General features: G+C 61.3%; 26 protein-coding genes, 1 pseudogene and 1 riboswitch. Of the genes and pseudogenes, 13 read left to right on the top strand and 14 right to left on the bottom strand.

Translation table 11 applies throughout. The features are described 5' to 3' along the window. Window positions 1-202: 202 nt before the first annotated feature. Window positions 203-1,609 carry an adenosylmethionine--8-amino-7-oxononanoate transaminase gene (locus AABM54_RS24575; protein ID WP_347902497.1) on the bottom strand — a complete coding sequence of 469 codons (1,407 nt, stop codon included), beginning with the start codon at window positions 1,607-1,609 and terminating at the stop codon, window positions 203-205. Between the two features lie 322 nt (window positions 1,610-1,931). Here AABM54_RS24575 and AABM54_RS24570 point away from each other — a divergent pair, with 322 nt between their 5' ends. After that, complete coding sequence (locus tag AABM54_RS24570; RefSeq protein WP_347902496.1) at window positions 1,932-2,483, top strand: cytochrome b; 552 nt, start codon at window positions 1,932-1,934, stop codon at window positions 2,481-2,483. Window positions 2,484-2,515: 32 nt separating this feature from the next. Continuing rightward, window positions 2,516-3,112 carry a YceI family protein gene (locus tag AABM54_RS24565; RefSeq protein WP_347902495.1) on the top strand — a complete coding sequence of 199 codons (597 nt, stop codon included), beginning with the start codon at window positions 2,516-2,518 and terminating at the stop codon, window positions 3,110-3,112. Between the two features lie 249 nt (window positions 3,113-3,361). Here the strand turns inward: AABM54_RS24565 and AABM54_RS24560 are convergent, their stop codons facing one another. The 4 genes from AABM54_RS24560 to ahcY form a co-directional block, all read right to left on the bottom strand. Continuing rightward, window positions 3,362-5,227 (bottom strand): DEAD/DEAH box helicase, encoded by a 1,866-nt coding sequence (locus AABM54_RS24560; protein WP_347902494.1) that lies wholly within the window; start codon window positions 5,225-5,227, stop codon window positions 3,362-3,364. Window positions 5,228-5,452: 225 nt separating this feature from the next. After that, window positions 5,453-6,265 carry a transporter substrate-binding domain-containing protein gene (locus tag AABM54_RS24555; RefSeq protein ID WP_347902493.1) on the bottom strand — a complete coding sequence of 271 codons (813 nt, stop codon included), beginning with the start codon at window positions 6,263-6,265 and terminating at the stop codon, window positions 5,453-5,455. A 124-nt stretch (window positions 6,266-6,389) separates the two neighbouring features. Next, on the bottom strand, window positions 6,390-7,235 hold the full coding sequence (metF, locus tag AABM54_RS24550) for a methylenetetrahydrofolate reductase [NAD(P)H] (RefSeq protein ID WP_347902492.1): 846 nt from the start codon (window positions 7,233-7,235) through the stop codon (window positions 6,390-6,392). Between the two features lie 160 nt (window positions 7,236-7,395). Then, window positions 7,396-8,805, bottom strand: coding sequence for an adenosylhomocysteinase (ahcY, locus tag AABM54_RS24545; RefSeq protein ID WP_347902491.1), 1,410 nt, complete (start codon window positions 8,803-8,805; stop codon window positions 7,396-7,398). Window positions 8,806-8,826: 21 nt separating this feature from the next. After that, a riboswitch (S-adenosyl-L-homocysteine riboswitch) is annotated at window positions 8,827-8,933 on the bottom strand. Between the two features lie 198 nt (window positions 8,934-9,131). Between ahcY and AABM54_RS24540 the strand changes: the two genes are divergently transcribed. Further along, window positions 9,132-9,536 carry a hotdog domain-containing protein gene (locus AABM54_RS24540; RefSeq protein WP_347902490.1) on the top strand — a complete coding sequence of 135 codons (405 nt, stop codon included), beginning with the start codon at window positions 9,132-9,134 and terminating at the stop codon, window positions 9,534-9,536. A 199-nt stretch (window positions 9,537-9,735) separates the two neighbouring features. Here AABM54_RS24540 and AABM54_RS24535 read toward each other — a convergent pair whose 3' ends face one another. The 9 genes and pseudogenes from AABM54_RS24535 to sctN form a co-directional block, all read right to left on the bottom strand. Beyond that, on the bottom strand, window positions 9,736-11,001 hold the full coding sequence (locus tag AABM54_RS24535; protein ID WP_347902489.1) for a sodium:proton antiporter: 1,266 nt from the start codon (window positions 10,999-11,001) through the stop codon (window positions 9,736-9,738). Window positions 11,002-11,334: 333 nt separating this feature from the next. Next, window positions 11,335-12,393, bottom strand: a complete 1,059-nt coding sequence (sctU, locus tag AABM54_RS24530) for a type III secretion system export apparatus subunit SctU (protein WP_347902488.1) — start codon at window positions 12,391-12,393, stop codon at window positions 11,335-11,337. Further along, window positions 12,390-13,179 (bottom strand): annotated as a pseudogene (sctT, locus tag AABM54_RS24525) (type III secretion system export apparatus subunit SctT). The gene sctU and the pseudogene sctT overlap by 4 nt, the downstream one beginning before the upstream one ends. After that, window positions 13,176-13,442: a type III secretion system export apparatus subunit SctS gene (gene sctS, locus AABM54_RS24520; RefSeq protein WP_347902487.1), complete on the bottom strand. Its 267-nt coding sequence runs from the start codon at window positions 13,440-13,442 to the stop codon at window positions 13,176-13,178. Before sctS ends, sctT begins: the two are co-directional and overlap by 4 nt. Before the next feature lie 2 nt (window positions 13,443-13,444). After that, entirely contained in the window at window positions 13,445-14,098 is a 654-nt protein-coding gene (gene sctR, locus AABM54_RS24515) for a type III secretion system export apparatus subunit SctR (protein WP_094949080.1), read from the bottom strand. After that, window positions 14,095-15,027 (bottom strand): type III secretion system cytoplasmic ring protein SctQ, encoded by a 933-nt coding sequence (gene sctQ, locus AABM54_RS24510; protein ID WP_347902486.1) that lies wholly within the window; start codon window positions 15,025-15,027, stop codon window positions 14,095-14,097. The genes sctR and sctQ overlap by 4 nt, the downstream gene beginning before the upstream one ends. Further along, complete coding sequence (locus AABM54_RS24505; RefSeq protein WP_347902485.1) at window positions 15,024-16,085, bottom strand: type III secretion system needle length determinant; 1,062 nt, start codon at window positions 16,083-16,085, stop codon at window positions 15,024-15,026. Before AABM54_RS24505 ends, sctQ begins: the two co-directional genes overlap by 4 nt. After that, window positions 16,082-16,549: a YscO family type III secretion system apparatus protein gene (locus AABM54_RS24500; RefSeq protein ID WP_347902484.1), complete on the bottom strand. Its 468-nt coding sequence runs from the start codon at window positions 16,547-16,549 to the stop codon at window positions 16,082-16,084. The genes AABM54_RS24505 and AABM54_RS24500 overlap by 4 nt, the downstream gene beginning before the upstream one ends. After that, window positions 16,546-17,868: a type III secretion system ATPase SctN gene (gene sctN, locus AABM54_RS24495; RefSeq protein ID WP_347902483.1), complete on the bottom strand. Its 1,323-nt coding sequence runs from the start codon at window positions 17,866-17,868 to the stop codon at window positions 16,546-16,548. Before sctN ends, AABM54_RS24500 begins: the two co-directional genes overlap by 4 nt. Window positions 17,869-18,060: 192 nt before the next feature. Here sctN and sctW point away from each other — a divergent pair, with 192 nt between their 5' ends. The 10 genes from sctW to AABM54_RS24445 are packed head-to-tail and all read left to right on the top strand — an operon-like array spanning window position 18,061 to window position 24,087. After that, window positions 18,061-18,936 (top strand): type III secretion system gatekeeper subunit SctW, encoded by an 876-nt coding sequence (gene sctW, locus AABM54_RS24490; protein ID WP_347902482.1) that lies wholly within the window; start codon window positions 18,061-18,063, stop codon window positions 18,934-18,936. Further along, the gene (locus tag AABM54_RS24485) at window positions 18,917-19,192 is read left to right on the top strand and encodes a TyeA family type III secretion system gatekeeper subunit (RefSeq protein ID WP_347902481.1); all 276 of its coding nucleotides are present in this window, start codon (window positions 18,917-18,919) and stop codon (window positions 19,190-19,192) included. Before sctW ends, AABM54_RS24485 begins: the two co-directional genes overlap by 20 nt. Before the next feature lie 9 nt (window positions 19,193-19,201). After that, window positions 19,202-19,573: a type III secretion chaperone SycN gene (gene sycN, locus AABM54_RS24480; protein ID WP_347902480.1), complete on the top strand. Its 372-nt coding sequence runs from the start codon at window positions 19,202-19,204 to the stop codon at window positions 19,571-19,573. Next, window positions 19,570-19,935, top strand: a complete 366-nt coding sequence (locus tag AABM54_RS24475; protein ID WP_094949073.1) for a YscX family type III secretion protein — start codon at window positions 19,570-19,572, stop codon at window positions 19,933-19,935. Before sycN ends, AABM54_RS24475 begins: the two co-directional genes overlap by 4 nt. A gap of 5 nt (window positions 19,936-19,940) precedes the next feature. Then, on the top strand, window positions 19,941-20,282 hold the full coding sequence (locus tag AABM54_RS24470; RefSeq protein ID WP_347902479.1) for a tetratricopeptide repeat protein: 342 nt from the start codon (window positions 19,941-19,943) through the stop codon (window positions 20,280-20,282). Then, window positions 20,266-22,392 carry a type III secretion system export apparatus subunit SctV gene (gene sctV, locus AABM54_RS24465; RefSeq protein WP_347902478.1) on the top strand — a complete coding sequence of 709 codons (2,127 nt, stop codon included), beginning with the start codon at window positions 20,266-20,268 and terminating at the stop codon, window positions 22,390-22,392. Before AABM54_RS24470 ends, sctV begins: the two co-directional genes overlap by 17 nt. After that, the gene (locus AABM54_RS24460) at window positions 22,389-22,823 is read left to right on the top strand and encodes an LcrR family type III secretion system chaperone (protein ID WP_347902477.1); all 435 of its coding nucleotides are present in this window, start codon (window positions 22,389-22,391) and stop codon (window positions 22,821-22,823) included. Before sctV ends, AABM54_RS24460 begins: the two co-directional genes overlap by 4 nt. A gap of 42 nt (window positions 22,824-22,865) precedes the next feature. Next, window positions 22,866-23,144, top strand: coding sequence for an LcrG family type III secretion system chaperone (locus tag AABM54_RS24455; protein ID WP_347902476.1), 279 nt, complete (start codon window positions 22,866-22,868; stop codon window positions 23,142-23,144). 9 nt (window positions 23,145-23,153) lie between these two features. After that, window positions 23,154-23,870 (top strand): virulence-associated V antigen, encoded by a 717-nt coding sequence (locus tag AABM54_RS24450; protein ID WP_347902475.1) that lies wholly within the window; start codon window positions 23,154-23,156, stop codon window positions 23,868-23,870. Beyond that, on the top strand, window positions 23,770-24,087 hold the full coding sequence (locus AABM54_RS24445; RefSeq protein WP_347906292.1) for a virulence-associated V antigen: 318 nt from the start codon (window positions 23,770-23,772) through the stop codon (window positions 24,085-24,087). The genes AABM54_RS24450 and AABM54_RS24445 overlap by 101 nt, the downstream gene beginning before the upstream one ends. Window positions 24,088-24,092 lie beyond the last annotated feature (5 nt).

Genomic DNA, 24,092 nt, shown 5'->3' with positions numbered 1-24,092 from the left:
TGTGCGGCTTGGCGATGATCTGTGGCGAAAAGCTTTTGTGGCGAGGGAGCTTGCTCCCGCTGGGACGCGAAGCGGCCCCAAAACCTGCAGCCGCGTTTTTTTGGTTCATACGCATCTGCCGGGTTACGACTGCTTCGCAGCCGAGCGGGAGCAAGCTCCCTCGCCACAGGCAAGCTCCCCTCACAGGGAGCTCTGTCAGGCTCTAGCCCGGATCGCGGAACCCCGGATGGAAGTCCTTCGGCACCGCCACGCTGACCTTGTTGCTGGTAGCGATATCGATCCCTTCACTGGCGACTTCGGCCAGGAAGTCGATCTGCTCGGGCGTAATCACGTACGGCGGCAGGAAATACACCACGTTGCCCAGCGGCCGCAGCAGCGCGCCACGCTCCAGCGCATGCTGGAACACCTTCAGCCCACGACGTTCTTGCCACGGGTAAGCGGTTTTACTGGCCTTGTCCTGCACCATCTCGATGGCCAGCACCATGCCGGTCTGACGCACTTCCGACACATGGGGGTGATCCACCAGGTGTGCGGTCGCGGTGGCCATGCGCTGGGCCAGGGCCTTGTTGTTCTCGATGACGTTGTCTTCTTCGAAGATGTCCAGCGTTGCCAGCGCTGCCGCACAGGCCAGCGGGTTGCCGGTGTAGCTGTGGGAATGCAGGAAGGCGCGCAGGGTCGGGTATTCATCGTAGAAGGCGCTGTAGACCTCATCCGTGGTGACGCACGCCGCCAGCGGCAGATAACCGCCGGTCAGGGCTTTGGACAGGCACAGGAAGTCCGGGCGAATGCCGGCCTGCTCGCAGGCGAACATCGTCCCGGTGCGGCCGAAGCCGACGGCGATTTCGTCGTGGATCAGGTGCACGCCGTAACGGTCACAGGCTTCTCGCAACAGTTTCAGGTACACCGGGTGGTACATGCGCATGCCGCCCGCGCCCTGGATCAACGGTTCGACGATCACCGCCGCCACCGTGTCGTGGTTCTCGGCCAGGGTCTGCTCCATCGCGGTGAACATAATGCGCGAGTGTTCTTCCCAGCTCATGCTTTCGGGGCGCAGATAGCAATCCGGGCTTGGCACCTTGATGGTGTCCAGCAGCAGGGCCTTGTAGGTTTCGGTGAACAGCGGCACGTCGCCGACCGACATCGCGGCGATGGTTTCGCCGTGGTAGCTGTTGCTCAGGGTGACGAAGCGCTTTTTGGCAGGCTGGCCGCGGTTGAGCCAGTAGTGAAAGCTCATTTTCAGCGCGACTTCGATGCAGGACGACCCGTTATCGGCGTAGAAGCACCGGGTCAGGCCTTCCGGGGTGATCTTCACCAGCCGCTCGGACAGCTCGATCACCGGTTGGTGGCTGAAACCGGCCAGGATCACGTGTTCCAGTTGATCGACCTGGTCCTTGATCCGCTGGTTGATGCGCGGGTTGGCGTGGCCGAACACGTTGACCCACCAGGAGCTCACCGCGTCGAGGTAGCGTTTGCCTTCGAAGTCTTCGAGCCACACACCTTCACCGCGCTTGATCGGGATCAGCGGCAGCTGTTCGTGGTCTTTCATCTGGGTGCAGGGATGCCACAGTACCGCGAGATCGCGTTGCATCCACTGATTATTCAGGCCCATGTTCAGTCTCCTCGAGGCGGCTCGCGTCGTGCGCGGGCAAACAATCGCGCAAGCCTATGCAATGCCAGGCGAGCGGACAACCTATTGTGTGGTTTGTGGGTGGCAACACAGGGGCGCCACATGGTTGTATTGACGTGTGCAGGCGCTGGCGGGGCACGCTGGAGGTTCTGCCGATTACAGGCTTAACACGTGGTTAATCTTTCCTTAACCCACCCCTTTCAGACTCTTGATCGTATTTCTCGATATTTCAAAGCAAAATTTTCCGCTTTAACTCGATAGATAACTCGATAGTCTTGGTCGCAGTTCTTACAGGATTTGGGCAATGCAGCTACGTAATTCTTCCTCCCGCTACGGCGGAGTCAGCATCTTTCTGCACTGGGGCGTGGCGCTCGTCGTCATTGGGTTGTTCGCCCTGGGCCTGTGGATGGTCGGTCTGGACTACTACAGCACCTGGCGCAAAGACGCGCCGGACCTGCACAAAAGTATTGGCCTGGTACTGTTCGCGGTCATGCTGCTGCGGGTGCTCTGGCGTTTTGTCAGCCCGCCGCCACCGGTCCTGAGCAGCTACAGCCGGATGACCCGCCTGGGCGCCAGGCTCGGCCATGGCTTTCTGTATGTCAGCCTGTTCGCGGTGATGATTGCCGGTTACCTGATTTCCACCGCAGACGGTGTCGGGATTCCGGTGTTTGGCCTGTTTGAAATTCCTGCGCTGATTTCCGGTCTACCGGACCAGGCAGACATAGCGGGTGCGATTCATCTGTATCTGGCATGGGCGCTGGTAATTTTTTCCGGTCTCCATGCGTTGGCAGCACTGAAGCACCACTTTATCGACCGTGATGCGACCCTGACACGAATGCTGGGACGCAAAGCCTGATGTTCAACCTCGACTCCAAAGGAATAGAAAGCATGTTGAAAAAGACTCTCGCCGCTCTGGCAATCGGTACTGCACTGTTGTCGGCCGGTCAGGCGATGGCCGCTGATTACGTTGTCGACAAGGAAGGCCAGCACGCCTTCGTCGACTTCAAGATCAGCCACTTGGGTTACAGCTTCATCACTGGCACATTCAAGGACATCGACGGCAAGTTCAGCTTCGACGCTGCCAAGCCAGAAGCCAGCAAAATCGAGTTCAACGTGAATACCGCCAGCGTATTTACCAACCATGCCGAGCGCGACAAGCACATCACCAGTGCTGACTTCCTGAATGCGAGCAAGTTTGGCAAGGCGACGTTCGTGTCCACCAGCGTCAAACCTACCGGCAAGAATGCCGATGGCAAGGAAACCGCTGACGTGGCAGGTGACTTGACCCTGCTGGGCGTGACCAAGCCGGTGGTGGTCAAGGCCACTTTCCTGGGTGAAGGCAAGGATCCATGGGGCGGCTACCGCGCCGGTTTTGAAGGCACTACCCACATCAAGCGCAGCGACTTCGGCAAGCAGAAGGACCTGGGCCCGGCTTCCGATGCGGTCGAGCTGTACGTCACGTTTGAAGGTGTGAAAGCGAAGTAATTTTCGCCCGACACACTAAAACGCCCCCGGTCTTGCGACCGGGGGCGTTTTTTATTGCCGAACATAAACTTCGCCACACCACAGACCCCTTGTGGGAGCGAGCTTGCTCGCGATGGGGTCATTACATTCGGCATGGATGTGACTGACAGTACGCCATCGCGAGCAAGCTCGCTCCCACAGGGAATTTGCGGCGGCCAAAAAAATGCCCCGGATCGCGAGATCAGGGGCATTTTTTATGACTGCGCTAAATCAGCGATTGCGGGTCAGCAAGGCTGGTTTTTCACCGCGTGGGCGGCTTGGCAGTTGATCGAGTTGCTCAGGTGTCGGGAAACGATCGGTTTTCGACTCCTTGTGCATGATCTTCGGCGCATTGCCACGCGGGTTCTGCACGGCAGGTTCCTGACGCGGCTGGTCGTCACGGGCCGGGCGGCGGGTGCGCGACTCTTCGCGACGGGCTTGGCCGTCCCGAGGGGCGCCACTACGTGGGCCGCTGCGTTTGGCCGGCGGGGTGCCAGTGGTGGCGCCGCTGCTGTTGCGCGGACCGTTCTGGCGACCTTGTGGCTGGCCGGTGCGCGGAGCACCTGCGCCTGCACCCGTGCCTTGCGCCGGAGCGCCCGGACGGCGGCCACGGCCCTGGGCTGGTTTGGCTTGAGGCACGTAGTCGACGCGGTTACCGAAGTTATCCACGTCGTCGTCCAGGAACTCGTCCGGTGCACGGTCAGCGGCAGCGCGAGGTGCTGGGCGCTGTTGTTCGCGGGCCGGAGTGCCTTCACGCGGCTTTTGCGCCGGGCGTTCGCCACGGCCGCTGGCAGCCGGTTTTTCCTTGCCGCCCTTGTCCTTGCCTTTGTCTTTACGACCGCCGCCACCGCCACTGCCGTTCGGGCCGTCGCCGCGTGGGCCACGTGGGTTGCGCGGGTTACGCACATCCGGACGCTCGCGAACTTCCGGCTTCTCGGCTTCAACAGCGCTGGAGTCAAAACCCATCAGGTCGCCGTCGGCGATCTTCTGCTTGGTCATGCGCTCGATGCTTTTCAGCAGTTTTTCTTCGTCCGGGGCTACCAGCGAGATGGCCTCGCCCGAGCGACCGGCACGGCCGGTACGGCCGATACGGTGCACGTAGTCTTCGTCGACGTTCGGCAGCTCGAAGTTGACCACGTGTGGCAACTGGTCGATGTCCAGGCCGCGCGCGGCGATATCGGTGGCGACCAGGATGCGCACTTCACCGGCCTTGAAGTCGGCCAGGGCTTTGGTGCGGGCGTTCTGGCTCTTGTTGCCGTGGATCGCAACGGCGCTCAGGCCGTGTTTGTCCAGGTACTCGGCCAGACGGTTGGCGCCGTGCTTGGTGCGGGTGAACACCAGCACCTGTTCCCAGGCGCCAGCGGTAATCAGGTGCGCCAGCAAGGAGCGCTTGTGGCTGGCGGCCAGGCGGAATACGCGTTGTTCGATGCGCTCGACCGTGGTGTTCGGCGGCGTGACTTCGATGCGTTCCGGGTTGTGCAGCAACTTGCCGGCAAGGTCAGTGATGTCCTTGGAGAACGTTGCCGAGAACAGCAGGTTCTGACGCTTGGCCGGCAGGCGGGCCAGGACTTTTTTCACGTCATGGACGAAGCCCATGTCGAGCATGCGGTCGGCTTCGTCCAGGACGAGGATTTCCACGTGGGACAGGTCGACGCTGCCTTGGCCGGCGAGGTCGAGCAAGCGACCCGGGCAGGCCACCAGCACGTCAACACCACGGGACATGGCCTGAACCTGTGGGTTCATGCCAACGCCGCCGAAGATGCAGGCACTGACGAATTTCAGGTCGCGGGCATAGAGCTTGAAGCTCTCGTGCACCTGGGCGGCCAGTTCGCGGGTCGGGGTCAGGACCAGGACACGCGGTTGGCGCGGGCCGTGACGCTGGGATTTGTCCGGGTGACCGTTGGGGAACAGACGCTCCAGGATCGGCAGGGCGAAACCGCCGGTTTTACCAGTGCCTGTCTGCGCCGCGACCATCAGGTCGCGACCTTGCAACACGGCGGGAATGGCCCGCTGTTGCACCGGAGTAGGCTGGGTATAGCCGGCGGCTTCGATGGCACCGACTAAAGCCTCGGAGAGACCGAGGGAAGCAAAGGACATGAGTAATCCTGTTTTAGTTAGGGCTTGGCCCAAAGGGATAGTCTTGCCTGGCGCGAATGGCGTTTAAGAGGACGCAATCCCGTCCGGTCCTGCTGGGCCTTGAAGGCTCATCTTCGAGTGCCCGCGCGGGCTGAAAAGCTGCGCTGTAGCGGTGTCGAGATGCCTTTAACAAGACCGAGCGTCCGGGCGTGAGCCTGGCGGGAAGGCCGGAGTATAACAGAGCAATCACTGCGCGCCGCTTTCCTGCTGCTCAACGGTTTTTTCAAGGTGCACTTGCGGCGATGACGCCCGTGCTTGTGCAGGGGCCGCGCCATAGCGTGCGCTCAGTTCGGCATAGGCCGGTTCGCGCTTGAAACGCTTGAGTTCAGCGCCAAAACGTTGCACCAGCAAGTCCATGCCGGCACCGCGGCGAACCGCCAGGAACTGGGCTTCGTGGCTGATGACCGTGGGGCTTTCGCTGATCTGGTCGCGCAACTTCAGTTCATCGAGCAGGTGCTGGCCGACGCGACGGTCGGTGATCAGCAGGTCGATGCGCCCGCGCACCAGTTTGCCAAAGTTGGCCTCGTGGGTCGGTGCCGGTTCGCGGGTGAACAGGGTCGATTCCCTGAAGTCCTGGCTGTAGAGGTAGCCGGGCGAGGTGCCGACGGTCAGGCCGCGCAGGTCTTCGAGGGTGCGCAAGGGATGCGGGCGTTCATTGGCGTAAAACATCACGAACTCGACTTGCGACAGCGGTTCGCTGGGATAGAGAAGGGTCGCGTCGCGTTCCTTGCTGTAGAAAATATCCAGTGCGCCGTCGGCCAGCCCTTGGTCGAGCATGGCCAGGCAGCGTTTCCAGGGCAGGAACTGCCATTGGACCTCAATCCCCAGGCGCTTGAACACAATCGCCGTGGTTTCGTAGTCCAGGCCCAGGGCTTTGCCGTTTTCCTCGTAGACATAGGGCGCCCAGGGTTCGGTGACAATGCGCAGCTTCTCGCCCCGGGCGTTAAAGCTCAGGCAAGCAAAGAGGAAGGCTGTCAGCAACTGGGCAATGACGGGCATGACTTGAGATTACGACGAGAAACCGTAAAGAGCCAGAAACGGGGGGCAGATGCTCTAACTCAAGTGTTGCTCGCAAAAAAAGGCCCTGGGTTTCGCCAGAGCCTTGTCTGAATCCACTGGCGTCTTAGCGCGGCAGTTTCAGGTTATTCCAGACGGCCAGGCTCGGCTCGGCCTGGTTCAGGGTATAGAAGTGCAACCCTGGTGCGCCGCCTTGCAGCAAACGTTCGCACATGTCGGTGATAACGTGTTCGCCAAAGCCTTGAATGCTTTGGGTGTCATCGCCGTAGGCTTCCAGCTGCTTGCGGATCCAGCGCGGGATCTCCGCACCGCAGGCGTCGGAGAACCGCGCCAGCTTGCTGTAGTTGGTGATCGGCATGATCCCCGGCACGATCGGGATGTTCACGCCCATCGCCCGTACACGGTCGACGAAGTAGAAGTAGCTGTCGGCGTTGAAGAAGTACTGGGTGATCGCGCTGTCGGCACCGGCGTTGGCCTTGCGCACGAAATTCACGAGATCGTCTTCGAAATTGCGCGCTTGCGGATGCATTTCCGGGTAAGCGGCGACTTCGATGTGGAAATGGTTGCCGGTTTCTTCACGAATGAAGCTCACCAGGTCATTGGCGTGGCGCAGTTCGCCGCTGGCCATGCCCATGCCCGAAGGCAGGTCACCGCGCAGGGCAACGATACGGGTGATGCCCGCGTCCTTGTACTGGCTCAGCAGGTCGCGCAAGTCGGCCTTGCTGTCGCCAACGCACGACAAATGCGGTGCGGCAGGGACTTTGACTTCGCTTTCGAGCTGCAACACGGTGTTCATCGTGCGATCACGCGTCGAGCCGCCAGCGCCGTAGGTGCAGGAGAAGAAATCGGGGTTGTAACCGGCCAGCTGACGGGCAGTGGCGAGCAGTTTTTCATGCCCAGCATCGGTCTTGGTAGGGAAGAACTCGAAGCTGTAGCGACGGTCTTGGGACATGGTCATACCCTTGAAAACGCGTAAGCCTGTGAAATTTGCACATCCCATGTGGGAGCGGGCTTGCTCGCGAAAGCGGTGGGTCAGTCGACATCAATGTTGAATGATAAATCACCTTCGCGAGCAAGCCCGCTCCCACAGGGAGAGCAGGCTACAGGACCGATCAGTAGCGGTAAGCGTGCGGCTTGAACGGGCCTTCGACGGTCACGCCGATGTAGTCGGCCTGGGTCTTGGTCAGTTGAGTCACGACACCACCGAAACCGCGGACCATTTCCAGGGCCACTTCTTCGTCGAGTTTCTTCGGCAGTACTTCAACGGTCAGGCGCTCGGCTTTCTGGGCTGGCGACAGGTCGGCGTACTTCTGGCCGAACAGGAAGATCTGTGCCAGAACCTGGTTGGCGAACGAACCGTCCATGATGCGGCTTGGGTGGCCAGTGGCGTTGCCCAGGTTAACCAGACGGCCTTCGGCCAGCAGGATCAGGTAGTCGTCGTTCTGTGCGTCGAAATCGCCAGGGCCGGTACGGTGAATCTTGTGAACCTGTGGCTTCACTTCTTCCCATGCCCAGTTCTTGCGCATGAAAGCAGTGTCGATTTCGTTGTCGAAGTGGCCGATGTTGCAGACGACCGCGCGCTTCTTCAGGGCTTTGAGCATGTTCGCGTCGCACACATTGACGTTGCCGGTGGTGGTCACGATCAGGTCGATCTTGCCCAGCAGTGCCTTGTCGATGCTTGCTTCGGTACCGGTGTTGATACCGTCGATGAACGGCGAAACCAGTTCGAAACCGTCCATGCAGGCTTGCATGGCGCAGATCGGGTCGACTTCGGAAACTTTAACGATCATGCCTTCCTGACGCAGGGACTGGGCCGAGCCCTTGCCCACGTCACCGTAACCGATGACCAGCGCTTGCTTGCCGGACAGCAGGTGGTCGGTGCCGCGCTTGATCGCGTCGTTCAGGCTGTGACGGCAGCCGTACTTGTTGTCGTTCTTGCTCTTGGTCACCGAGTCGTTGACGTTGATGGCCGGGATTTTCAGCTCGCCCTTGGCCAGCATGTCCAGCAGGCGGTGAACGCCGGTGGTGGTTTCTTCGGTCACGCCGTGGACGCGGTCCAGGATCGCCGGGTATTTCTTGTGCAGCAGCTCGGTCAGGTCGCCGCCGTCGTCGAGGATCATGTTGGCATCCCACGGCGCGCCATTTTTCAGGATGGTTTGCTCCAGGCACCACTCGTACTCTTGCTCGGTTTCACCTTTCCAGGCGAACACCGGGATACCGGCAGCAGCGATAGCGGCAGCGGCCTGGTCCTGAGTCGAGAAAATGTTGCAGGACGACCAGCGTACTTCGGCACCCAGGGCAACCAGGGTTTCGATCAGCACGGCAGTCTGGATGGTCATGTGGATGCAGCCCAGGATCTTCGCGCCCTTGAGCGGTTGTTCACCCGCGTACTTGCGACGCAGACCCATCAGGGCCGGCATTTCCGATTCGGCGATGATGGTTTCGCGACGGCCCCAGGCAGCCAGGGACATGTCGGCGACTTTGTAGTCGTTAAAATCTGCAGGCGTGTTGACAGCGCTCATGAAGAGCCTCCATTCGTAGTGTGCGAATGGGCGCCGTTGTGCGTTTAAGGCCTGACCGGATCATCCTGGCCAGACAACGCCCCATCCGAGCCTGACAGGTAAAACCTGCTGCAGCGCCCCTCGGACAGGTGGCGGGAAAACGGTATCAATGGATGATGACCGTTTTGAAACGGTGGCGATTATAGCTGTCTGTTCCAGACTTCCAAAGGGTTTCTGTCGGACACATGAAGAATGCTAATAGCGACCATAGTCGACCTTTCATAGAGCTGGGTCGCGGGCTCTGCCATGATGCCCGCCATCAATCGGCAAGACGGTCAGGAGTGAATATGAATTTCCACACCCGCAAATGGGTAAAACCCGAAGACCTCAACCCCAACGGCACGCTGTTCGGTGGCAGCCTGTTGCGCTGGATCGACGAAGAAGCGGCGATCTACGCCATCGTTCAACTGGGCAACCAGCGTGTGGTTACCAAGTACATTTCCGAAATCAATTTCGTCAGCGCCTCGCGCCAGGGCGACATCATCGAGCTGGGCATCACCGCCACCGAGTTCGGCCGCACCTCTATTACGCTGACCTGCGAGGTGCGCAACAAGATCACCCGCAAGAGCATCCTGACTGTCGAGAAGATGGTCTTCGTCAACCTCGGCGAAGACGGCTTGCCCGCGCCGCACGGCCGCACCGAGATCAAGTACGTCAAAGACCAGTTCCAGGACGACGTCGCCAGCGAGTGATATCGAGGCGCGCCCTTCGCGAGCAAGCCCGCTCCCACACTGGATCTCATTCGCACACAACCCCTGTGTTCGCAGAAGATCTCATGTGGGAGCGGGCTTGCTCGCGAAGGCGGTCTGATGAACACCTGGGATTTATCGTTCCCGCGCCAGAAAAGGAATGCAGCCCGGGAAGGCTGATCCGCAGAAGATCAAGAAGTGATCAGTGCTGCCCGGCCTGTGCGGCGGGTGCTGGGTCGTCCTTGGTCACGTGCTTGACCAGTTTGCCGATGCTCAGACCCTGCAACAGGATCGAGGACAGCACCACGATGTAGGTGATGCTCAGCAGCAGGTCGCGCTCCGGACCCAGCGGCAAGGCCAGGGCCAGCGCCACCGACACACCACCGCGCAAGCCACCCCAGGTGAGAATGCGGATGGTGCCGCGTGGCACCGGGCGCCAGCGCCGCAACAGCACGATGGCCGGGGCCACGGTGAGCAGCCGCGAAAGCAGGATCGCCACGGCCAGCAAACTCGCCGCCAGCAAGTGCAGCCAGTTGAACGGCAGCAGCAACAGTTCCAGGCCGATCAACGCAAACAGCAAGGCGTTGAGCATGTCGTCGAGCAGTTCCCAGAAACCGTCCAGGTAGCGCCGGGTCATGTCGTTCATCGCCAGGTTGCGACCCAGGTTGCCGATGATCAGACCGGCGACGACCATCGCGATCGGTGCGGACACATGCAGTTCGGTGGCCATCGCCGAGCCGCCGATCACCAGCGCCAGGGTCAGCATCACTTCGATCTGGTGCTGCTCGATGCTCTTGATCATCAGGTACACGAGGTAGCCGATCAGGCCGCCGAACACCACGCCGCCAATCGCCTCATGGGCAAACAGCAGGGCGGTGGCGCTGACGGTCGGGGTTTCGCCCAGTTGTGCGATGCCCAGCAACACGGTGAACACCACGACAGCCGTGCCGTCGTTGAACAGCGACTCGCCGACGATGGTGGTTTTCAGCGGCTTGGACGCATTGGCGGTCCGCAACACGCCGAGTACCGCAATCGGGTCGGTGGGTGAGATCAACGCGCCGAACAGCAGGCAGTACAGGAAACTCACTTGCCAGCCGAACAGGGCAAAAATGTAGTACGCCAGGCTGCCGATCACGAACGTGGCGATCAGTACGCCGAAGGTCGCGAGCAGGCCGATGGGCCAGCGGTAGCTGCGCAAGTCACTGAGGTTGACGTGCAGGGCGCCGGCAAACAGCAGGAAGGACAGCATCCAGTTCATCAGCAGATCGCCAAAGTCGATCTTGCCGATCAGCTGTTGCACATGTTCTTCGAGTCCTGGGTAACCGATAAAGCTCAGGCCCTGCAAGAGCAGGGAAAACATCAGCGCGGTGACCATCACGCCGATGGTCGGGGGCAGGCCGATGAAGCGGAAATTCACGTAAGTGAGAAGCGTGGTGAGGCAGATAAACGCAGCGACAAGTTCAAGCATCCGAAGTCCTTTGGATGGGGGTGTGAAAAGAATCACCCGACGGTGCGGGCAGGGCTTTGATGCGTGGCTTTCAGGAGGGGACACATGAGGTGCGCCTGTGAGCCCGCCTGCGTTGACCGCAGGATCGGCGCGGCGTTGCCTGCTGGTGCAAAAAAAGCCCGGGCAAGCCGTAATGCCTGTCAGTTAAGTGAAATCCTTATGGGAGCGAGCCTGCTCGCGAAATCGGTGGGTCAGCAAACATTGATGTTGAATGTGCCGACGCCTTCGCGAGCAGGCTCGCTCCCACATGTTTCGTTCTCTAACTGACTGGCATTAGGGCAAGCCGAGGGCGTTTTACAACGCCGGGGGCGGTGTCTGTTGCTGGCTGTCGAGCCAGCGCAGGACTTCGGCGGTGGTCTGGATCAGGTCGGCGGGGATGTACTGGTCGACATGGCTGTCCTGATACAACGCCCGGGCCAGCGGCACGCGTTGCAACACCGGGATGCCTTCTTCCTCGGCGATACGCCGTACTTGCAGGGCCAGCGCCTCGGTGTGTTTCAAGGTGACGACCGGCAGCGGCGTCTCGCCCTTCACGTAGCGAATGCCAATGGCGATGTGGGTGGGGTTGGCGACAATCACCGAGGAGCGTTTGACGTCGGCGCGCAAGTTGCTCGACTGCAATTCCTGGTGAAACTGACGCCGCTTGCTTTTGATCTCCGGGCTGCCTTCCATCTCTTTGTATTCGCGTTTGATCTCGTCCTTGCTCATGCGCAATTGCTTGTTGTGCTGGTAGCGCTCGAAGGCATAGTCGAGCGCCGAGATCAGCACGAACCCCACGCCGCAGACCAGCAGCAATTGCTCAAGCAACAGGCCGATCACCGGGGCGATGCAGCCCATGCCGCAGCCGGGCAGCCTGATCAGGGAATCCAGGTTGCCGGTCAGGGTTGTCCACACCAGCAACGACAACAGGGCCACTTTGATGATCGACTTGAGGAAGTCCACCAGGCTGCGGATCGAGAAAATCTTCTTGGCGCCTTCCACCGGGTTGATCTTTTTCAGGTCGGGCTTGATCGACTCGCCGCTGAGCAGGAAGCCGTACTGCGCCAAGTGCGCCGCGATGACCACCAGTGCCGCGACGGCCAACAGCGGCAGGCAAAGGTAAACCATCTCCTGGAACAGGTTTTCCACCATCAGTTGCAACGCCAGCCCGAAAGGCAGGTTCAGGTACGTCTCGGGCATCAGCATCAGTTGCCCCAGGTGTTCCATGTAGTACTCGGAAAAACTCATGAGCGTGGCGATCAACGACAGGATCAGTGCGGTGGACACCACTTCCTTGCTTTTGACTACCTGGCCCTTGGTGCGCGCATCGCGGAGTTTCTTTGGCGTGGGCTGTTCGGTTTTTTCGGCGCTCATGGTGTCTCCAGTACCGGGCGCAGTTGGCTCAGCGGGTCGAGTGCGATTAGCAGGCTGTCATAGGCGTGTTCCATCAACACGTTCAGGTAAATCACCAACAGCAGGCTGGCGACGATGCTCTTGATCGGCATCGCGAGGATGAACACGTTCAGGGACGGGGCGAAGCGGCTGATCAGGGCCAGGCCGAATTCGGCCAGGAACATGGCGATCAGCAGGGGCGCCGCCAGCAGCAGGCACAGGCGTAGCAGTTGCCCGAACTGAGCGTAGAAAAAGTCCACCCACTGGCTGCCGATGTATGGGAAGAAGGTCGCGACCGGCCAACTGACATAGCTCTGGAACAGCGCGCCGATCAGCGTCAGAAACGCGCCCCCGGAGAAAAACAGGGTGATCAGGGTTTGTGTCAGCAACAGGCCGGTGGGGCTGGTCTGGCTGCCCAGGGTCGGGTTGAGCGTGGACGCGATGGACGCGCCACGCTGGTTGTCGATGATGAAACCGGTCGCCTCGATGGCCCAGAACGGAATCGTGGCGACAAACCCGATCAACAGGCCGAGCAACACTTCCTTGCCGATCAGCATGGCCAGGTCGATGCCGTCGAGCGTCATGGGCAGCGTGCCGGCGACAGTCGGGTAGGCAAACAGCGCCAGCGAGCAGGGCCACGCCGTTACGAATCAGGCCACCGCCGAGCATTTGTTTGCTCAGGATCGGCATGACCACAAAGCAACTGATGATTCTGGGCAGCAGCAGGGTGTACGCCAGCATGAGCTGTTGCAGGTCCTGAATGCTCATCGCACGAGGGGAATCTTGAGCAGGGTCAGTTCGGCGAAGGCATAGAGTTCGTTACCCATCCATCCAGCCGTGGCAAACAGGGTGACGACCACGGCGATCAGCTTGGCGACGAAACCCAGGGTCTGTTCCTGGATCTGGGTCAGCGCCTGCACCAGCGACACCAGGGTGCCGACGGCGGCGGCCATGAGCACGGTGGGCATGGACAGGATCAGCACCAGCCACAGGCTCTGGCTGGTGAAGTGGAGGATTTCGGCGTTGTTCACCCTCAGCCTCCGTAACTGATGACAAGGCCGTGGGTCAGCCGCGCCCAGCCGTCGAGCAGGACAAACAGCAACAGTTTGAACGGCAGGGAAATGGTCATCGGCGAGACCATCATCATCCCCATCGCCAACAGGATGTTCGAGATGATCAGGTCGATAGCGATGAAGGGCAGGTAAATCAGAAAGCCGATTTCGAAGGCGCGGGTCAGCTCACTGACCGTGAAGGCCGGCAGCAGGATCAGCAGGCTGTCGGGTTCGAGCCGGTCCGCGTACTCGCTCGGCCAGACCTGCCGGGTGCTGTCGACGAAGAACGCGTGTTCGCGGGCCTGGATCTGTTTCTTCAAAAAGGCCCGGTACGGTTCCATGCCTTCGTCGAGGAACTGTTCCACGGATTCGGTCTTGCTCAGGCTGACGTCATGGGTGCGCAGGTAGTCGCGGGTGGCGAAACCGACGGGCGCCATCACGTACAGACTCAAGATAATCGCCAGCCCGTACATTGCCATGTTCGGCGGGATTTGCTGCACGCCCAAGGCGTTGCGCAGCAGCGAGAAGACCACGGTCATCTTGATGAATGACGTGGCCATGACCGCAATGAACGGCAGCAACGCCAGCAGCGCCAGCCCGAAGATCAGGCTGAGTTCGTCAGGCAGTTGAATCATGCGGGCAGGTCCTGCAACAGGCGGGTGACGCGTACGCCGAGGCGGTCCTGAATACTCACCAGCTCGCCCACGCCCAGGCAACGCTGGTTGACCAGGATTCGCACCTCGCCTTCGAGCGGGGCGGCCAGGTCGATCAGCGACCCCGGTTGCAGGGCGGCGAGGGTGTGCAGGTCGAGGGTCTGACGTCCCACTTCGAAGCTGACCTGGACCGGGAGCTGATCAAGACTGGCCAGATCGTGGGTGGTTTCGAGGGGCGCATCGTTGTGCATGGCGAGCAGTTCCAGTTGAGAGTCGTGGTGGCGAAATCGTGCCCAGGGGCGGTCTTCGACCACACCGAGCAAGGGGCTGGTGGCGTCGTGGCGTGCCGGCAGCAATAGAAGGTCACCCGTGGCCAGTGAGTGCAACTGCGTGGGGAGCAGGCAGACCGGGCCCCATTGCAGCGAAAGCCGCAGCGCAACCGCCGTCAGTTCCGCCAAGGGGCGAGCGGGTACGAAAGCGAGCAGCGCGCTTGGGTCACCGTCGAGCCAGATGACCAGTCGTTGCGCACCGCGTGACAGCGTCAACGCCAGCGTGGGCGTCCCCGTGCCAGGCTCGGGGCGGCACGGTTGAATGCTTTTCCAGATCAGCCCCGGCAACACCGCACTTTCCAGTTCCAGCAAGGCCAGTTGCAGCGGCGCCGGCAGGCTGCTGAACGCCGCTTCTTGCAGGTGGGGCTCAAGCCATCCGGCCAGGGCTGCGCTGTGGCACCGCCAGCGCAGCGCCAGGCCCTGCCAGTGAACATTCAACAGCACGTCCGGTTCGTCGGGTTGCGGCAGGATCGTCAACCGGGCTTCACCGTTCGCGAGCGGGTAGCGACTGCGGCAACGACTGACTTTTTGTTGCAGGGCCAGTTCCGAGGCTTCAGCGCGGGGAAGCATCAGGCTGCTCATGAGTCTTGCTCCCACTCGTCATACACGTGCCGCCGCTGCCGTGAACCCTGGTCGCCCCCGTGTTGATGCTGGGTAAAGGTCAACTGGATCGGTTGTCCGGGGTTCAGCCGTTGCAGGCGTTCCATCAGGTCGCCACGGGCGAGTTGCAGTTGCAGCAGGCTGCCGGGGCTGGCCTGGATTTCGACGTGCAGGTGCCCGCGGGAATGGGCGAGCTGGACATCGACCTGTCCCAGTTGCGCCAGGTTCACCTGAAGCAGCGTGGTGCTGCCATCACGGGAAACGCCGGCCTGGATGTGCAGTTGCAGCGTCTGCACCAGTTTGCCGAGGTCTTTGCTGAACTGCGGTTGCTCGGTGGTGTTCAGCAGGCGTGCCAGCAGCTTGTCGCCCGGGGTCTGGCCGATGGTCGAAGAGGATTTCGGGTCCTCGGCCCGTGAGTCGAAGGGCGGCTGTTCGTCACGCTCACCGGAGGTGTCGTGTTGGTCCGAGGGCGTTTCGGGGGCTGAACCGGTGGCGGGTGCGCCCAGCATGACCGGCAGATTCTGTTCCGGGTTTTTCACGGCCGTCGTGGCGCTGTCGCGGTGGCTTGTTCCGGTTTTTGGACGGTCCGTCAATGGCGGTGGCACCGTGACAATGCCCACGGGAGGCTGGGGCGTGGGCGGTTGTTCGGGCTCGGGACGCGCGACAGGTTCATCGGGTTGGCCAGTCTCGGGCTTTTCGACGGGGGCCTCCTGTGTGGCCTTTTCATCAGGCGCGGCGGTTTCCGGCCCAGTGCCTGGGAGGTGCGGTCGGCGGATAGGTTCGCGGTCGGTGGCTGTGGATGGCTCAGCCTGTTCGGCGTCATCGTCCAGTGGGCGCGAAGAGTCTCGAGGCGTTTTGCCCGGGTCGCGGATGTCGAACTTGCGCGGAGCGTCGGCACGGCGCTTTTCGCCCGCATCAGGTTTGCTGTTCAACGCCCGTTCGAACTCGGCCTGGCGGTTCTTGTCGGCGGCCACGGGTGCCGGGGCCGGTGAACGTGCAAGGACATCCTGCGTGATGTCCGGTGGGGAAATTCTGCTCATGAAACGGCCTCGACACGACGGAACTCTTCGAGCTCCTGTTCTTCTTTGAACTCAAGCAACATCCGCTCCTCGGCGAGGGCGTGACGGTTCAATTCGTTGAATTTTTCGACCTGCTGCTGAGCCTCCAGCAACTGACGCCGGCTCAGGCGTAGGCGCTCGCGTTCTTGGGTCAGGTTTTGGGCGTGCTCGGCAATGGTCTGTTCCAGTGCCGCTTCCTTTTCCCGCAGGCGTGCAACCTGTTGCTGCCATTGCTCAAGCTTTTTACGGTTCATGGGCTCAGCCTTGCAGAGGTCGAACAAACGGGTTTCTTCCGTCTGGCGCCACTGTCGGTACTCCAGGTGTTCAGCTCTCGCGGACTCATGGGCGCGGTGTACCTCGGCGACCCGCAGCTCCTGGCGTTGCAGTTCCTGTTCGGCGCGCTCGACACGCAGGCTCTTGATGCGCAGCAAGGTGGGCAGGGTCATCGGGTCAGGCTCGCGAGTTGTTCAAGGCAGTGCGGCAGGTCACTGGGTTCGTGGGTGCCCTGGCGCAACCAGGCACGGATCGCGTCCATTTTTTCGATGGCACGGTCGGCCACGAGGTCCTGGCCTTTCTGGTATTCACCGATTTTCAGCAGCAACTCGACTTCTTCGTAGCGGGCCAGCCACTCGCGCAACTGGCTGGCGGCGTTGCGGTGTTCAGGGCTCACAATCTGGTTCATCACCCGGCTGACCGAACGCAGCACGTCGATGGCCGGGTAATGGTTGGACGCGGCCAGCTTGCGCGACAGGATGATGTGCCCGTCGAGAATCGAACGGGTTTCATCCGCCACCGGCTCGGTCATGTCGTCGCCTTCGACCAGCACCGTGTACAGCGCGGTGATGGAGCCTTTGTCCGATTGGCCGGCGCGCTCCATCAACCGGGGCAGGGCGGCGAATACGGAGGGCGGATAGCCGCGTCGGGTGGGCGGTTCGCCCGCAGCCAGGCCGATCTCGCGCTGAGCCCTGGCAAACCGCGTGACCGAGTCCATCAGCAGCAGGACGCGTTTGCCCTGGTCGCGGAAGTACTCGGCAATCGTGGTGGCGACAAACCCGGCCTTGGCGCGCTCCATGGCTGGCCGGTCCGAGGTGGCAACCACCAGTACCGAGCGTTTGAGGCCTTGTTCCCCGAGGTCGGACTCGATGAATTCGCGGACTTCACGCCCCCGCTCACCGACCAGCGCCAGCACAATGACGTCGACGTCCGCGCTGCGCATCAAGGTCGCCAGCAACGTACTTTTACCGCCGCCGGCCGCCGCGAAAATCCCCATGCGCTGGCCTTCACCGCAGGTCAGCAGGCCGTCGATGGTGCGCACGCCAAGGGAGATCGGTCGCTCGATCAGGTTGCGGCTCATGGGGTCGGGCGCATCGCGGTACACCGGATACCAGGCTGCAGGTTCGCCCAGGCTGATGCCGTTGAGCGGCTGGCCGAGGCCATCAAGCACCTGGCCCAGCAAGTGATCGCCCACGCCGACCTGGTGCATGGTGCCGGTCGGGCTGACTTCGGTGTTCGAGGAAATGCCGAGCATTTCACCCAACGGGGTCAAGAGCGCCTGGTGCTGCTGGAAACCAATAACTTCAGCCATCAGCGACAGCGAGTGATCCGGGTTGCGCAATTGGCACAGCTCGCCCACGCGCACACCCGGCACCACCGCTTTGAGCAGTGTGCCAGTGACCTGGGTGACCCGGCCGCGAATTTGAATCAGCCGACATTTATCGATGGCCTGCTGCATCTGGCCGGTGATGTGTTCGAGTGAGAGGTGCATGGTCGGCTTGGGTGTAGGACTGGTGGCCACTATAGATAAAGGGCCGCTTCGGTAATTTCAGTCCCGGTCGCAAGTTTTTAGAAATTGGTTGGCGCAAGGCCTAAAAAAATGCGACCGATTTTGGCAGAGGCCCCGGCGGCCGAATTTCTACAATGGCACCCACACCACCGTTGTCTGCAAGTGAGTGCCCCTATGGCCAATATTCAGAGTGTCGTCCCTGCGGCGTCGTTGCCGGATCGACAGACCGAACCGACCATTGCGCGCGACAGCCGGCTGACCGGCAGTTTCCAGGGCGAGCGTGTGCAGTACATTTCCACCAGCCAGTCCATGGCCGACTCCGCGGAAGAGCTGACGTTCGTGTTCTCCGAGCGGGTCGAGAAGTCGCTGGCCAAGCGCAGCGTCAGCGATGGCCAGGCGCGGCTGAGTGAAATCCTCGAGATGCTCGAGGAGTACCTCAAGAAAGTCCCGGACCTGGAGTCCCAGCAAAAACTCGAAGCCTTGGTCGCGCACCTCGGCAGCGGGCAGTTGAACAACCTGGCGCAGCTCAAGGCTTACCTCAAGGGGTTCTCCCGCGAGATCAGTCATCAGTTTGTCGCCCTGTCCCATGCGCGCCAGGAACTGGCCGGCAAGACCGATGCCAGGGCGATGGTCGAGCTGATTGACCAGGCGCTGCTGGAAATGGCCCAGGAACATGGCCACGCCATTGAACTGGGCTTGCAGATCGGGCCGCTGGCCAAGGAAGCGGCAGAGCAGGGGATCGGCGATATCCAGTCACTGCGCGACACCTACCGCGATGCCGTCATGGACTATCGCGGCCTGGCCGCGGCCTGGAACGACATTCATGCGCGCTTCGGCAGCTCGACGCTCGAAGGCGTGACGGGGTTCTTGATGAAAGCCTTGAGCGCCGACCTCGACAGTCAGCAGACCCGGCTCGACCCGATCAAGCTCGAACGGGTGATGAGCGACATGCACAAGCTGCGGGTGCTGACGGGCATGTCGGATCAGGTCAATGCACTGTGGCAGGCACTGGTAACGGGGGAACGAGGCCATGGCATACGGGCCTTCTGACCTGATGGGCGGGCTGATCGGCCTGATCGACAAGCGCTGGGCCAATGTTCAGGACGTGCAGCGACTGATCGTGCCGCTGGCGATCAAGGACGCTGCGCGCCAGATCCATTTCTTTCGCGAGATCAAGCGCCTGATCCGACTGATCCCCACGGAAATTTTTACCGATGAGGAGCAGCGTCAGAACCTGCTCAATGCCTGTCAGCTCGCGCTGGACCTGGCCATCGACCAGGAAGAAGACGAATGGCGAGCACAATGAGTAAACGACATGCACTGGATTGACCAAGCACTGGCGCAGTTTTGTCAGGACCTGGGGGTGGCCGTACCGGCCCCGGCGGGGGCGCTGATTCAGCTGGAGTTCGAGGAAACCGGCACGCTGCAACTCGAACAGCATGATCGCAAACTGACCCTATGGCTGGCCGTGGACCTGGAATGGCATCAGGTTCACCAAGGCGTGATTCGTGCCCTGGCGCTGACGTTCAGCCGTACCGGGCCGGAGTTGCCGTTGCGTTGCGGGTGGGCGGCCGACACGCGCCTGTTGTTGCTGATTACCCTGGACGAGCGCCGCGTCACCGCCCCGGTGTTGCATCAGGCGTTTCGTACCTTGAGCTCGGCGCGCCACGCGGTGCTTGAGCAGTGAGTCGGATCAGCGCCCCACACATCGGCATCGAGCACCTGACCGAAGTCGGCGATCAGCATCAGGCATCGGGCTTGCCCGAGCGCTATGTGCTGCCACCCGACGGCCACTCCATTGAGGCCCACCTCGACAATCTCTACCCGGCGGACCTCGCCGGGCGTCGCTTGCTGGCGTTTGCCTGTCCCCACGAGGGCTTTCACGAGTTGCTCCGGCCACAGGCGTTTCGCCAGGCCCTGACAGACCTCAAGCAGCAGGTCTCTTCATCCGATGCGCCCGAGTTCCAGGCGGTGTCGGCGCTGCTGCAAGCGCGCAGCGAAGATGAGTACTTGCTGCAGATGGCCCTCCATTTGCTGCACAAGGTATGACCCCCATGATGTTGAAACCGGTACAGCACAACCTGCTGCTACTGCTCGGCTGGCTACAGTTGCAGTGCGGCCAGCCAGGTCGTGCGCGGATTTTTCTTGAGGCCTTGCTGGCCGTTGAACCGGCCCACCGCCAAGCGCGTCGGGCGCTGGTGGTGGCATTGTTGCAGCTGGAGGAGGGCGAACTGGCGGAGCGTCAGTGCGACCGGTTGTTGGCCGAAGGCGAGGACGACCTTGCGCTGTGGGGCTGTGTCAGCCGTGCGTGCCAGTTACAGGGGCGAATCGCCGATGCACGCGTCGCTTTCGAACGGTTTTTGGGCCAGCGGGAGTCCCATGAAGGAGCTCTCTGATTTTCTGAGGCGGGTGGGCGAGCGCCAGGACATCATGCTGGCGGTGATGCTGCTGGCCGTCGTGTTCATGATGATCCTGCCGCTGCCGCCGTTCCTGCTGGACATCCTGATTGCGATCAACATCACGGTGTCCGTGGTGTTGATGATGATGTCGGTCTACATCAGCTCACCGTTGCAGTTCTCGGTGTTCCCGGCGGTGTTGTTGATTACCACGTTGTTCCGGCTGGCGTTGTCGGTCAGTACCACGCGGATGATTTTGTTGGAGGCCGACGCCGGCCAGATCGTCTACACGTTCGGCAACTTTGTCGTGGGCGGCAACCTGGTGGTGGGCTGCATCATCTTTCTGATCATCACCATCGTGCAGTTCCTGGTGATCACCAAAGGCGCCGAGCGCGTCGCCGAAGTGAGTGCGCGGTTCTCCCTGGACGCCATGCCCGGCAAGCAGATGAGTATCGACGGCGACATGCGGGCCGGCGTCATCGACGTCAACGAGGCGCGTGACCGGCGGGCGGTGATCGAGAAAGAGAGCCAGATGTTCGGCTCGATGGACGGCGCGATGAAGTTCGTCAAAGGCGATGCGATTGCCGGCCTGATCATCATCTTCATCAACATTCTGGCGGGTATAACCATCGGCGTGACCCAGAAGGGCCTGAGCGCCGGCGATGCGTTGCAGCTCTATTCGGTACTGACCATCGGCGATGGCATGGTCAGCCAGGTGCCGGCCCTGTTGATCGCCATCACGGCCGGGATCATCGTGACCCGGGACTCGTCGGACGGCACCTCGGACCTGGGCAATGACATCGGCGACCAGGTCGTGGCGCAGCCCAAGGCGTTGCTGATCGGCGGTGTGCTGCTGGTGTTGTTCGGGCTGATTCCGGGGTTTCCGACCGTGACCTTCATGCTGCTGGCAGCGCTGGTGGGCGGGGGCGGTTACTTCATGCTGTTGCGTCAGCGCGGGCTGGCGGCCGAGGACAACCCCAGGGACTTGCCGACCTTGTTGGCGCAAGGCGCGGGTGCCGCGTCTTCGGCCAAGCCCAAAGCCAAGCCGTCGGGCAACAAGCCCAAGGGCACGCGGCTGGGGGACAAGGAAGAGTTCGCCATGACCGTGCCCCTGCTGATCGATGTGGACGCGAGCATGCAGCAGGAGCTGGAAGCGTTCGCCCTCAATGACGAGCTGGTACGGGTGCGCCGAGCGCTCTACCTGGACTTTGGCGTACCGTTTCCGGGCATCCACTTGCGCTTCAATGAAGGTTTGAAGGACGGCGAGTACCTGATTCAGCTGCAAGAGGTGCCGGTGGCCCGTGGACGCTTGCGCAGTGCGCGGTTGCTGGTGCAGGAACGGGCCAGCCAGCTGGAACTGATAGGCGTGCCGTTCGAAGAAGGCGAACCGGTGCTGCCGGGTCAGCCGACATTGTGGGTCGGCGCCGAGCATGAGGGGCGGCTGGAGCGATCCGGTTGCGCGTTCCTGAGCATGGACCAGGTGCTGACCTGGCACTTGTCCCACGTGCTGCGCGAGTACGCCGAAGACTTCATCGGTATCCAGGAAACCCGTTACCTGCTGGAGCAGATGGAGCACAGCTATTCGGAACTGGTGAAGGAAGCCCAGCGCATTATTCCGTTGCAGCGCATGACCGAAATTCTCCAGCGCCTGGTGGGCGAGGACATCTCGATCCGCAACCTGCGGGCGATTCTGGAGGCCATGGTGGAGTGGGGTCAGAAAGAGAAGGATGTGGTGCAACTGACCGAGTACATCCGCAGCAGCCTCAAGCGCTACATCTGCTACAAATATTCGAGCGGCAACAACATCCTGCCGGCCTATCTGCTGGACCAACTGGTGGAAGAGCAGATTCGTGGCGGCATCCGCCAGACCAGTGCCGGCAGCTATCTGGCGCTGGACCCGGCCGTCACTCAATCCTTCCTCGAACAAGTCCGGCAGACCGTCGGCGACCTCTCGCAGATGCAGAGCAAACCAGTACTGATCGTCTCGATGGACATCCGCCGCTACGTGCGCAAGCTGATTGAAGGCGACTACTACGGCTTGCCGGTGCTCTCGTATCAGGAGCTGACCCAGCAGATCAACATCCAGCCGTTGGGCCGGGTTTCGTTATGACCAGCGACCCGTTGACCGACTGGCTGCAAGCGCGGGGTTATGACATCCATCCGCACTTTCTGCGCCAGAGCGCACTGCCGCTGGGCTGGAAGTTTGTGCATGGCGGCTGCGAACTGGCCTGGCGCTGTGAAGGTGCGCGGGTCTGGATCGTCATGCTGCGCCGTGCCGACGGGCGCCATGGCCTGGGCAATTCCTTTGCGGCGCTGTATGTGCTGGCCGATGCGGTCCTCGCGGTGCTGGGGCCGCAGGCGTGTCTGTACGGTCAGGTGCAGGCGATGGCGGGCAGCCCGTTGGATGGCGCGCGGATGGCGCGTTTCTATCGCCATTGGACCGGTGCCGCCGAGCCGCAGCCCGGTTGGTTCGAATTGGCGGCCGGGCGAGTGTGTTCGCTGCAATCAATGAGAAAACGACAAAAAATCGACCGTACCTGACAGGAAGCCAGGCGCCCTGTCCCTACTATAGGAGCCATGGACATGTACGACGAAACCTACGCCAAAACCCTACAGGCTGCCGAGCAGGCCATTGATGACAACGATCATCGCGCGCGCTTGCTCACGGAAATGTGGGAGGGCCTCGGGCTGCCCGATGAGGTCTGTGACCGGGTCTTTCGGTCACAGGATCAGGCGCTGGTCCAGGTAGCGGAACAGGAACTGTTGCAGGAAGTGCAGCGGATGCGGATCAACCGTCCACCGGTTGCCGATGAAGGAAAACGACTGCGTCGTCCGGCGTCGATGCGTGGACTTCTGGTGTAAGGAACCCTTATGGATATCAGGCTTTACCGGCAAGACCTGTCGGCTTTTCTGACCGAGCTGCAGAGAACTCCCGACGACCAACTGCGCGGGCGCGAAACCGAAGCCCTCAAAGCGCTCAAGGAGCTGATCAGCAGTCGCAATGTCACCTTTACCCATGACGGGCAGACCTTGTCGCAAGCCCAGGTCGAAAAGCTGTTGGCTTACTTCCTGCCGCCCAAACCGAACACCACGGGCGGGCTGTATGAGCTGCAGCTCAAGTCCGGGCTCGAGTCGGTCAAACAACTGATCAACCAGTACGCCGATGCGAAGCCGGGACAGCCCTGGCCGTTGAAAGAGTTCCTGGCCAAGGCGCATTTCGGGCTGACCAGTGACCGGATCGACGATGACGTCCGGGGCGTTTATGAAGAGGTTCTGCTGATACAGGACGGCAAGCGCACCGCGCTGCGCGATGACCTCAAGTTGCTGACCGCCGAACTCAACATTTACAGCAAGATCCAGTCGCAGATCAACGCGAATCTGGCCGCCAAAAAAGAGATCGTAATCGAGCCGGGACTCAACCTGTTCGATCGCACCTTGTACGGCTACCCCGACGACAAGACCTGGCAGGGCCAGCGCGGAATACAAACTGCTGACAGGGCTCGACACCTACCGCGCCGGCAACCCGCTGAGCATCAAGAGTTTCCTCAGTGGCGCACCGAAGGAAAGTGGGGCGATGAAGCCCGGTGACTTGCTCAACAAGTATGAGTTCAAGGACGAGAACAACCCCATCGCCAACTTCGCCACGACGGTGGGCGATCGCTCCCGACCGATCAACGACAAAGTCAGTGAAAAAACCACGCTGTTGAACGATGTCAGCTCTCGCTACAACTCGGCCATCGAGGCCTTGAACCGATTCGTTCAGAAGTACGACAGCATGATGCGCGACATTTTAAATGCCATATAGGAACG

Source organism: Pseudomonas purpurea, assembly GCF_039908635.1.
Classification (GTDB): Bacteria; Pseudomonadota; Gammaproteobacteria; order Pseudomonadales; family Pseudomonadaceae; genus Aquipseudomonas; species Aquipseudomonas purpurea.
Note: the sequence above shows the minus strand (reverse complement) of the source record. Positions and strands in the feature narration are given on the sequence as shown.

Bases quoted from the DNA above. Each gene is read 5' to 3' on its own strand.
- AABM54_RS24575 (WP_347902497.1), bottom strand. From the start codon at position 1,609: ATGGGCCTGAATAATCAGTGGATGCAACGCGATCTCGCGGTACTGTGG.
- AABM54_RS24570 (WP_347902496.1), top strand. From the start codon at position 1,932: ATGCAGCTACGTAATTCTTCCTCCCGCTACGGCGGAGTCAGCATCTTT.
- AABM54_RS24565 (WP_347902495.1), top strand. From the start codon at position 2,516: ATGTTGAAAAAGACTCTCGCCGCTCTGGCAATCGGTACTGCACTGTTG.
- AABM54_RS24560 (WP_347902494.1), bottom strand. From the start codon at position 5,227: ATGTCCTTTGCTTCCCTCGGTCTCTCCGAGGCTTTAGTCGGTGCCATC.
- AABM54_RS24555 (WP_347902493.1), bottom strand. From the start codon at position 6,265: ATGCCCGTCATTGCCCAGTTGCTGACAGCCTTCCTCTTTGCTTGCCTG.
- metF (WP_347902492.1), bottom strand. From the start codon at position 7,235: ATGTCCCAAGACCGTCGCTACAGCTTCGAGTTCTTCCCTACCAAGACC.
- ahcY (WP_347902491.1), bottom strand. From the start codon at position 8,805: ATGAGCGCTGTCAACACGCCTGCAGATTTTAACGACTACAAAGTCGCC.
- AABM54_RS24540 (WP_347902490.1), top strand. From the start codon at position 9,132: ATGAATTTCCACACCCGCAAATGGGTAAAACCCGAAGACCTCAACCCC.
- AABM54_RS24535 (WP_347902489.1), bottom strand. From the start codon at position 11,001: ATGCTTGAACTTGTCGCTGCGTTTATCTGCCTCACCACGCTTCTCACT.
- sctU (WP_347902488.1), bottom strand. From the start codon at position 12,393: ATGAGCGCCGAAAAAACCGAACAGCCCACGCCAAAGAAACTCCGCGAT.
- sctR (WP_094949080.1), bottom strand. From the start codon at position 14,098: ATGATTCAACTGCCTGACGAACTCAGCCTGATCTTCGGGCTGGCGCTG.
- sctQ (WP_347902486.1), bottom strand. From the start codon at position 15,027: ATGAGCAGCCTGATGCTTCCCCGCGCTGAAGCCTCGGAACTGGCCCTG.
- AABM54_RS24505 (WP_347902485.1), bottom strand. From the start codon at position 16,085: ATGAGCAGAATTTCCCCACCGGACATCACGCAGGATGTCCTTGCACGT.
- AABM54_RS24500 (WP_347902484.1), bottom strand. From the start codon at position 16,549: ATGACCCTGCCCACCTTGCTGCGCATCAAGAGCCTGCGTGTCGAGCGC.
- sctN (WP_347902483.1), bottom strand. From the start codon at position 17,868: ATGCACCTCTCACTCGAACACATCACCGGCCAGATGCAGCAGGCCATC.
- sctW (WP_347902482.1), top strand. From the start codon at position 18,061: ATGGCCAATATTCAGAGTGTCGTCCCTGCGGCGTCGTTGCCGGATCGA.
- AABM54_RS24485 (WP_347902481.1), top strand. From the start codon at position 18,917: ATGGCATACGGGCCTTCTGACCTGATGGGCGGGCTGATCGGCCTGATC.
- sycN (WP_347902480.1), top strand. From the start codon at position 19,202: ATGCACTGGATTGACCAAGCACTGGCGCAGTTTTGTCAGGACCTGGGG.
- AABM54_RS24470 (WP_347902479.1), top strand. From the start codon at position 19,941: ATGATGTTGAAACCGGTACAGCACAACCTGCTGCTACTGCTCGGCTGG.
- sctV (WP_347902478.1), top strand. From the start codon at position 20,266: ATGAAGGAGCTCTCTGATTTTCTGAGGCGGGTGGGCGAGCGCCAGGAC.
- AABM54_RS24460 (WP_347902477.1), top strand. From the start codon at position 22,389: ATGACCAGCGACCCGTTGACCGACTGGCTGCAAGCGCGGGGTTATGAC.
- AABM54_RS24455 (WP_347902476.1), top strand. From the start codon at position 22,866: ATGTACGACGAAACCTACGCCAAAACCCTACAGGCTGCCGAGCAGGCC.
- AABM54_RS24450 (WP_347902475.1), top strand. From the start codon at position 23,154: ATGGATATCAGGCTTTACCGGCAAGACCTGTCGGCTTTTCTGACCGAG.